7 protein-coding genes and 1 pseudogene are annotated in these 7365 nt (G+C 66.6%); 4 read left to right on the top strand and 4 right to left on the bottom strand.

The window, feature by feature from the left end:
• The coding region (locus BST27_RS24975; protein WP_139805354.1) for a PE family protein at positions 1–440 on the bottom strand (440 nt) is incomplete at its 3' end.
• Between BST27_RS24975 and BST27_RS35120 the strand changes: the two are divergent.
• Together BST27_RS35120 and BST27_RS35115 are read left to right on the top strand one after the other, a co-directional pair.
• Positions 372–1325: pseudogene (locus BST27_RS35120) on the top strand (hypothetical protein); the annotation flags it as partial. The gene BST27_RS24975 and the pseudogene BST27_RS35120 overlap by 69 nt on opposite strands.
• 164 nt (positions 1326–1489) lie before the next feature.
• The gene (locus BST27_RS35115) at positions 1490–1927 is read left to right on the top strand and encodes a nitroreductase family deazaflavin-dependent oxidoreductase (RefSeq protein ID WP_308205986.1); all 438 of its coding nucleotides are present in this window, start codon (positions 1490–1492) and stop codon (positions 1925–1927) included.
• On the opposite strand, the gene BST27_RS24960 is transcribed toward BST27_RS35115, so the two are convergent.
• From BST27_RS24960 to BST27_RS24950, 3 genes are read right to left on the bottom strand one after another with little or no spacing between them, the layout of a single operon-like run.
• Positions 1914–3506 carry an esterase-like activity of phytase family protein gene (locus tag BST27_RS24960; RefSeq protein WP_232007452.1) on the bottom strand — a complete coding sequence of 531 codons (1593 nt, stop codon included), beginning with the start codon at positions 3504–3506 and terminating at the stop codon, positions 1914–1916. The genes BST27_RS35115 and BST27_RS24960 overlap by 14 nt on opposite strands.
• Positions 3507–3556: 50 nt before the next feature.
• Complete coding sequence (locus BST27_RS24955) at positions 3557–4342, bottom strand: DUF3159 domain-containing protein (RefSeq protein ID WP_069422283.1); 786 nt, start codon at positions 4340–4342, stop codon at positions 3557–3559.
• Between the two features lie 44 nt (positions 4343–4386).
• A complete protein-coding gene (locus BST27_RS24950; protein ID WP_069422282.1) occupies positions 4387–4866 on the bottom strand; it encodes an MmpS family transport accessory protein in 480 nt (159 codons plus the stop codon).
• Positions 4867–5244: 378 nt separating this feature from the next.
• Between BST27_RS24950 and BST27_RS24945 the strand changes: the two genes are divergently transcribed.
• Both BST27_RS24945 and BST27_RS24940 read left to right on the top strand, forming a co-directional pair.
• Entirely contained in the window at positions 5245–5610 is a 366-nt protein-coding gene (locus BST27_RS24945; RefSeq protein ID WP_069422281.1) for a DUF4345 domain-containing protein, read from the top strand.
• Between the two features lie 49 nt (positions 5611–5659).
• Positions 5660–7363, top strand: coding sequence for an acyl-CoA synthetase (locus tag BST27_RS24940; RefSeq protein WP_197518214.1), 1704 nt, complete (start codon positions 5660–5662; stop codon positions 7361–7363).
• The last annotated feature ends 2 nt before the right edge of the window (positions 7364–7365 follow it).

Genomic DNA, 7365 nt, shown 5'->3' with positions numbered 1-7365 from the left:
CCGGCCCGTAGTGCGGCGCCGGGGGGGCACGGGAGCTGCCCAACAGCGCAGCCCCCCCCACCCCCCCCGGCGCCGCGGGCGGCCCCAGTCCCGTCGACGCCATTGGCGCCGTCGCCGATCAGCGGGCGGCCCAGCAGGGTCTGGGTAGGTGCGTTGATCGCGTTGAGCAGTTGTTGCATGGGGGAGGCGTTGGCGGCCTCAGCGGTCGCGTACGCACCCGCACCCGCCTGCAGCATTTGCACGAAATGGGCGTGAAACGCTGCCGCCTGGGAGCTGACCGCCTGGTAAGCCTGGGCGTGGCCGCTGAACAGGGCGGCCACCGCGGCGGATACCTCGTCGGCGCCGGCGGCCAGCACCTGCGTGGTGGGTAGGGCCGCGGCGGATCCGGCGCCCCCGGCCAAGCCGGTGGCGCGGGCGGTGCCGCAGGCGTGATCGGCCATGGGGGTACCGGCGGGCTCGGCGGCGCGGGCGCAAACGGCGGGGCCGGCGGCACCGGCGGCTGGCTGTACGGCAACGGCGGCTCAGGCGGCGCCGGCGGCGCCGCCACCATCGCCGGTGCTGCTGGCGGTAACGGCGGCATGGGGGCGCAGCCCGGCTATGGGGCAACGGCGGCGCAGGCGGCAACGGCGGGCGCGGCGGCGCCGGCGGCGCCGGCGGCCGGGTGGGTAGCGGCGGCGGCGGCGGCCGAGGCGGCGGGGGCGGGGTCGGTACTAGTGACCACGGCTTTGGCGGCCAGGGCGGTACCGGCGGCGCCGGTGGTAATGGTGGCGCCAGCGGTCTGTTCGGTAGCGGTGGAATCGGCGGGCAGGGTGGGCACGGTGGAGATGCCCCCACGTTTGAGGGAATTCCTGGCATTGGGGGTATGGGTGGCGACGGCGGTACATCAATCCTCGGCGATGGTGGGCACGGCGGGGATGGCGGAGCCGTCGGAACAGGCATAAACGGAGACGGCACCTACGGCGGAAATGGCGGTGCCGGCGGCGCAGTCAGACTGTTCGGCAACGGCGGATCCGGTGGGGCCGGAGGCGCCGGCGGGACGAATATCAGCGCACTTTCCGCGTCTGCAGGCGGTGCTGGGGGCGCGGGCGGAAACGGCGGGCTCATCGGCAATGGTGGCGCCGGCGGGCCCGGCGGCGCCGGTGGGTTCTCCACGTTTGGCGGAGATGGCGGCGCTGGCGGTAAGGGCGGAGGCGCCCAGCTGATCGGCAACGGTGGCAACGGCGGACCGGGCGGACCCGGTGGCGGCGGAATTGTGCCGGGTCCCCCCCGGCACAGGCGGCGATGGCGGGCCCGGCGGGACACTGTTTGGCGCACCCGGCGCAAACGGCTGATTTCTGCTCGGAGAAGGGACTCGGTCCGCTTCGGCAACCGACGGCTAACACCATCTCGCCGCCCGCGCGAGTACTGTCAACCCGTGCCACTTCGTCGGCAAAGCCGGATCCGCGGCCGGCGTCTGCGAATAAGCGAGGCGCTGATCGAGCGCTTCGTCATGACCCCGGTGGGCATGCAATTCCTGCTCCACATCGCCCCACCGCTGGATAAGGCGGTGATCCCCCGAACGAAGGGCCGGTTGAGCTCGGCCGGAATCGACAAGGTCGGGTTGGTGACGACGACGGGCGCCAAATCCGGTCAGCCGCGCACCCATCCGCTGGCGCTGGTCGAACACGGCGACGGGCTGCTGGCCATCGGCTCCAACTACGGTCGTCTCCACCACCCAGCGTGGAGTGCCAACCTGTTGGCGCACCCCGAATGCACCGTCGAATTCAAGGGTCCTCCCAAGCGCTACCACGCCGAGTTGCTCAGCGGTGACGAACGCGCCGCGGCATGGGCGGACGCCGTGGACTTCTACGCGGGGTACGAGAACTACCGCACCAACTGCGCGCCGCGGGAGATCAGGATCTTCCGCCTGCGACCTAGCCAACCTTGATGGGAACCGTCAGCGATTCGGTCGTCGCAGGAAGTTGATTGGTATCGACGGACAGGAATTCGCCGCTGTCCTGACTTCCGTTGGGCAGCTTCTTGGGCTTGAGCCGCATGGGCGGCGTATTCGAAGCCAACCCTGCCAACCCGAAATCGCTGTCGTTGGCCAGGATCAACGTGCTTCCGCCGTCCGGAGTGATGAGGCCTTCGATCTTGTCGTGCCCAAAGAAGTCGCCTTTGGGCGACAACGAACGCAGTAACGCACCTAGATCAAGCTGCAGGAGTTTGTTTGCGACGGTGATCCCCGCTGACCGGAGCTTGGCGACGGCCTGTGCATCGGTGCTCTCCCCGACGAAGGTCTCGATCGGGACATTGTTGACGAGTAGCCCGCCCGCTTCCCCGTTGTAGGACGCGCCGGGCAGCTTCGATTGCGGTCCCACGTCGGTGGCATGCGCGATATCGGCCTTGTAGATCTTCTTGTCGCCGTCGGGTGCCATCTTGCTGTCCCGCTCGACGATCAGAAAGGTCGTCGCGCTGAGTGCGGTGATATCCGATACCCCGACGTTCGACTTCTGCGGATTGGCCAGCGGGTACAGGTACTCGTGCACATCGTCGTGGTGGATGAGGTCCATCGTCACGATGCGGGTGACGGGGACGGCCTTGGCCGAGCCTTGCAGTCCCGGCGTCTGGATCGCGGACTGCATGATGCCCACCAGCGTGGTGCCGTCGGGCGTCACCGTCAGGCCCTCGAGCCCCCGATTCGGCAAGCGCAGTGACAGCTCCCGCGGCAATGTTCCGTCGAACGGCGAAAGACGTTCCAGTTCCTTGCCATTGGCGTCGAAGTGAATGATGAACGGGCCGTATTCGTCGGACACCCAGAAGGACCCGTCGGGCCGGGCGGCCAGGCCCTCGGGGTCGATGCCGTAATCGGAAGTCGGCAGCGGATTCCCATTGAGATCCACCAACGTCTCGCCCTCGTTGGCATGCGCGTTGACCAGTCCGACCAGGGGTGAGCCGTCCGGCCCCTCCAGCGTGATCGTCCGCTGCACCGTCGCGACGCCGTCGGCAAGTTTGAGCCGAACGATCTGTGGGTGGTACTCGGGTACCGGAGCCACCTTCTCGTTGGGCGCACGCCCGCCGACATTGGGTCCGCGGTCGGTCAGGCCGTAGATCTCGTCGGGGCTGCCCGGCACCGCGGCGATCGCCGACCCGTGTGCGCTGGCGCCGACGGCGACCCCGCCGAGCGTGACCAGCGGAAGAGTGTCCTCGGCGTACAGCTTGACCGCGCGGCTGACCGTGACGGGAAGTTCGTCGGTGCCGGTGAAGCCGGCGTCCGGGGTGTAGACCAACGCACCGTTGGCGCCGTAGGCGATCTTTCCGTGTGCGGGCTTGCCGAACGCCACCGGCGTGATGCCTCTGGTGGCGGCCAGCATCCGGTCCGGCGTGATGTTGAGCGGCGTGCCGGCCTCCGTCCGGAACTCCACCTTGTCCGGACGGACCGTCGGGACCGGTGCAGCGTGCGACGAGCAGGACGCGACGACTAGCAGGGCCGTTGCCGCAGCGGCCAACCATCTCGTGTTAGACACCATGCGCATACTTAACCAAGGCAATCTGACGTGCCGGTGTACGCAGGGGGTTATTGCTTCTTGTCGCGAACCTTGTAGGTCGACGGCCACGATTTGCGTGACTCGTCGCCGGTCAGCGGTGTGCCCATCCCGCCTACCTTGACGTTGTAGGCCTCCTTGCCAGGGCCGACTTCGCGGTTGGCGTGTTCCTGGGCGAGGTAGTACAGCTCGTCGATGGTGGCTTCGTCGTAGGCGACGAACGAGGTCTCGCGGGTCAGGTCGTTGATGCCGGCCATCATCTTGGCGGGCAGCAACCGCGATGCCACTGCCGCCAGGCCCAGGAGCGAGAACGGGACGACCCAGTAGCAGATGAACGACAACGGGGTCTTCGTGTCGAGAATGGTGGCCTTGTCACCGTGCACGATCGCCGGAATCGTCGACGACACCGTCATGCCTGCAAAGGCCGCGACCCACACCCAGGTCAACACTGTGGTGGTGCGCCGGAACAACTCGGTCTTGACCACGTCGGGCGGTTGTTCGGCCTCGGCGAACTCACGCACGAAGGGCTTGCCGATCAACACGCTCACCAGCGCGCCGAGGAAGATCCCGGCGTTGCCGATTGGCTGTATCCAACGCGCCATGAATGCATCGCTGACCCCAAACGTCAGCAGGGTCAGTATCAAAAATGTTGCGACAGCAGCAATTTCGAGCGACCGACCGGGCTTCCCGGTGGCGCGGCCAACCGCGAACACGGCGACGGCCATGAGCAGCGCCACCGATACGGCGGTGAGGAAAGGAACGTTGCCGACCAGCACCCAGTAGGTGATCCACGGCGCAAAGCCAAAGAGCATTCCCATAGCAGGCCAGTGTATGGCCGGCACTCAAGCGTTACGTCGGCGGCTCAATCTGTAACGTCCCTGGTGGCGGGAAACGGCGCGAACTTGTTGCCCGTGGCCCCCACGCAGTTGGCCGAGATGTAACCACCGTCGGAGGTCTGCTCAGCCACCTTCTGGCCGTCTGCCAACATCCGGCAGGTGACGGTGCCGCCGGGGGTTGACGACGTCGCCCACACCGATGCCACCAGAACCCACTTTTCGACGGTCACCTCCGCCGTCCACGGCAGCGTTACGTCCTTGATTTCCTCCGTGTCGCCGACGGGGCCGGTATAGACGATCCTGACTCCCTTGGCGGTGCCCTCGACCTCATAGGTGATCTTGACCCCGCGATGCGCATTCTCCCAGGTCGCGCGCTTATGAATGGTGACGTAGGTAACCAGGCCGGCGACGAACAAAAGGACGAAGCCGCCGATGGCCAACGGGCGCCACAGCCGCTTTCTCCAGGAGACCTGTGCTTGGTCTTCGGACGTCAGATCGGTGGTCATCAACCTTCCCAAAGGCGGCGCGGCGGCAAAGACACGTACATCACAGCAGATGTTTGGCGCCGTGCGCGCTCGGAAGCCCGCGATTCTCCTGACAGCCCGCAAGGTCCGCTGCTTGCGCCGGGTCGATGTGTGCGCCACTCAGCAAACACAGACAGCAAATGTGCGGACCCAATGACCGGCCAAGGAATCGTGTGCAACTTGGCCCTCTGCAAACGACGGGTTCGCGTGTTGGTAGAGCGCGAAGGCACCGGCGGAACTGGTGGCCCGCGCAGGAGTCGGCGGGGGCGGCCGGTGTGGGTGTCACAATCAGTCCCGGGTAGCCGCGGTGGTATATCCCCGGCCGGTCGGGCACGCACGATTCGAGGACAGGAGGCCGTGATGGCGGTCGTCGTCTTAACCATCGCCGCGGTGTTCTTCCTGGGTATGGGGGTGTACGCACTCGCCGCCCCGGCCGCCATGCTGCGACCGTTCGCCATCGAGCTGCCGGAAGCGCAGTCTCGGTCCGAGGTGCGCGCGGTCTACGGCGGGTACGGCCTGGCGATGGCGGTGGTTCTGACATTCGCTGCGATCGATCCCGGTTTCCATCGAGCCGGAATCATGACTACCGTCGGGGCGGCGCTGGCCGGGATGGCGCTCGGCAGGCTTCTTTCCGCGCTGGTGGACAAGCCAACGCCGTTCTATCCCAACTGGTTCTACTTCCTGGTGGAGGTCGTGGCCGGGGCCACCTTGCTGGCCACAGCCTGAGCAACCAGGACTGCTACCGTTTTCGCAAACTTGGCGCGGAGGAGGATCGATGACCGATGCACTGAACGCTATCCGGGACAGTATTTCGGAAACGCTGGGGCGCGTCACCGAGGCGGGGCGCGCGGTCAAGCGACTCATCGACCGCGGCATCGTCGATCTCAGCGACCCCAAATCCTTCGTTCAAGCCGCGAAGCTCACGGCCGTCTACGGCCCCCAGGCCACCATGACGATCATCGGCGGCCGCAAGTATGCGGCCCTGCCGGCGCTCGTCGACGAACGCGGGACATTGACGTACAAGCAGGTGGACGACCAGTCATGGGCGTTGGCGCGGGGACTGCAATCCTTGGGCGTCTCCCAGGGCTCCGTCATCGGGCTGCTGTGTCGCGATCATCGAGGCCTGGTCATCACGATGGCCGCCTGCGGCAAGCTCGGTGCCCGCATGGTGCTGATGAACACGGGTTTCGCCAAGCCACAGTTCGCCCAGGTGTGCGAGCGTGAGCACGTCACCGTCGTTATGCACGACAGTGAATTCATCGGCCTGCTTGACGCGTTGCCCGCCGACCTGCCGCGCGTGCTGACCTGGGTCGACGAGGGTGCAGAATTGCCCGAGGGCGCAAAGGCCCTCGAGGACATCGTCGCCGCGAATTCGTCCGAGCCCCTGCCGCCGCCGACCAAAGCGGGTGGATCGGTCATCCTGACCAGCGGCACCACCGGCCTGCCCAAGGGCGCGCCGCGCAGCAAGGTATCCCCGTTGGCGACAGCGCAGATCGTCGACCGTGTCCCGTTCCCGCGCAAGGGAACCATGGTGATCGTCTCGCCGATCTTCCACAGCACCGGCTGGGCCACGTACACGGTCGGCGCCGCATTGGGCAACAAGGTGGTGACCGGTCGCCGGTTCAAGGCGGAGAACACCTTGAAAATGATCGCCGACCACAAGGCCGACATGCTGGTCGCGGTGCCGACGATGCTGCACAGGATCGTGGAGCTCGGCCCCGACATCATCAGCAAGTACGACACGTCGTCTTTGAAGGTCATCCTGGTCGCCGGCTCCGCACTCAGCCCCGACCTGTCCAACAGGGTGCAGGACACCTTCGGGGATGTGCTGTACAACATGTACGGCTCCACCGAATGCGCCATCGCCAGCATCGCCACCCCCGACGAGCTGCGAGCCGCGCCGGGTACCGCCGGTCGGCCCCCGTTGACCTGCCACATACGGTTGTACGACGACAACGACCAACGCATCGAAGGCCCGAACCGGCGCGGTCGCATCTTCGTCAACAACGGTGGGAAGTTCGAGGGCTACACCGATGGCCGCAACAAGCAGATCATCGACGGTTACATGTCCAGCGGCGACATGGGCCACATCGACGAGAACGGCCTGCTGTTCGTCGACGGCCGCGACGACGACATGATCGTCTCCGGCGGCGAGAACGTCTTTCCGCAAGAGGTGGAAAACCTGCTCGAGGAGCGGGACGACGTGGCCGAGGTCGCGGTGGTGGGCGTCGACGACGTCGAATTTGGAAAGCGGTTGCGCGCCTACATCGTTCCCGAGCCGGGCGCCAAGAATGACCCGGCGGAGATCCAGCAGTACGTGAAGAACAACCTGGCCCGCCACAAGGTGCCTCGCGACGTGATCTTCATCGACGAGCTCCCCCGCAACGCGACCGGCAAGCTGCTGCGCCGGGTGTTGGTCGACATGGACGTCAAGCAGCCCGAAAACGTCGAGCAGCCGAGCAGCCCGCAGCCCAGCTAGGG

This window comes from Mycobacterium intermedium (assembly GCF_002086275.1).
Lineage (GTDB): Bacteria > Actinomycetota > Actinomycetes > Mycobacteriales > Mycobacteriaceae > Mycobacterium > Mycobacterium intermedium.
Note: the sequence above shows the minus strand (reverse complement) of the source record. Positions and strands in the feature narration are given on the sequence as shown.

What these genes read in the sequence shown, in the direction of transcription:
- BST27_RS24940 (WP_197518214.1), top strand. Translation starts at nt 5,660, where the DNA reads ATGACCGATGCACTGAACGCTATCCGGGACAGTATTTCGGAAACGCTG.
- BST27_RS24950 (WP_069422282.1), bottom strand. Translation starts at nt 4,866, where the DNA reads ATGACCACCGATCTGACGTCCGAAGACCAAGCACAGGTCTCCTGGAGA.
- BST27_RS24945 (WP_069422281.1), top strand. Translation starts at nt 5,245, where the DNA reads ATGGCGGTCGTCGTCTTAACCATCGCCGCGGTGTTCTTCCTGGGTATG.
- BST27_RS35115 (WP_308205986.1), top strand. Translation starts at nt 1,490, where the DNA reads ATGACCCCGGTGGGCATGCAATTCCTGCTCCACATCGCCCCACCGCTG.
- BST27_RS24955 (WP_069422283.1), bottom strand. Translation starts at nt 4,342, where the DNA reads ATGGGAATGCTCTTTGGCTTTGCGCCGTGGATCACCTACTGGGTGCTG.